The organism is Bacillus sp. JJ1503 (assembly GCF_036965125.1).
In the GTDB taxonomy this organism is placed as follows: domain Bacteria; phylum Bacillota; class Bacilli; order Bacillales; family Cytobacillaceae; genus Cytobacillus.
In genome coordinates this window covers 1-769 of record NZ_JBALOZ010000378.1, presented here as the reverse complement: position 1 = coordinate 769, position 769 = coordinate 1, and the positions used below count along the sequence as shown (strand labels likewise).

The window sequence follows — 769 nt, the reverse complement described above, 5'->3', positions numbered from 1 at the left end:
ATTTCATTATCTCCTTTTTTCAGCGATAGTAAATTAGCTGCTGCCACATCCTTTACGTAAACAAAATCACGAGTTTGTTCCCCGTCCCCATATATGTTGACATCTTCATTCTTGAAAAGTTTATTTAAAAAAATGGAGACAACTCCCCCTTCACCTTTTGAATTTTGTCGCGGGCCATAGACATTTGCGTATCGTAGAATAGTAAATGGAAGTCCATACAGATCATAAAAAAGCTTAATATACATTTCCGACGCATATTTGGATATAGCATAAAATGAGAGTGGCTGCACTGGGAATAATTCTGTAATGCCATAATGAGGAGTATTTCCATATACAGCACATGAGGAAGAAAAAATGATCTTTTTTATATTAAATTGATAACAATATGTCAACAAACGAATTGTACCTAAAAAATTAATTTCCGCATCTCTCGATGGATTTTTAATGGATTTTTCGACGTCTACTTGAGCGGCAAGATGAATTACATAGGATGGCTTCTCTTTTTCAAAAATCATTTCTAAGTCCGGAGATGTGATATCAACATGATAAAATTTTAAATTGGATAGTAAGTTACTTGTTGTTCCGGTCGAAAGATTATCAATAATAATAGGCTCATAACCTTCCTTGACTAGTAGATCGACAATGTGGGATCCAATAAAACCCGCACCGCCACTAACCAAAACTTTCTCCATTCATTCACCTCATAAGCTGTTATTTATTATATATTATTGGTTTTAAATTTAAATGTGTTAGTTATGTATGATGATTG

1 protein-coding gene is annotated in these 769 nt (G+C 33.6%); it reads right to left on the bottom strand.

Going from position 1 to position 769, the window contains the following annotated elements:
• On the bottom strand, positions 1–692 hold a 692-nt coding region (locus tag V7149_RS23200), incomplete at its 3' end, for an NAD-dependent epimerase/dehydratase family protein (RefSeq protein ID WP_335347946.1).
• Positions 693–769 lie beyond the last annotated feature (77 nt).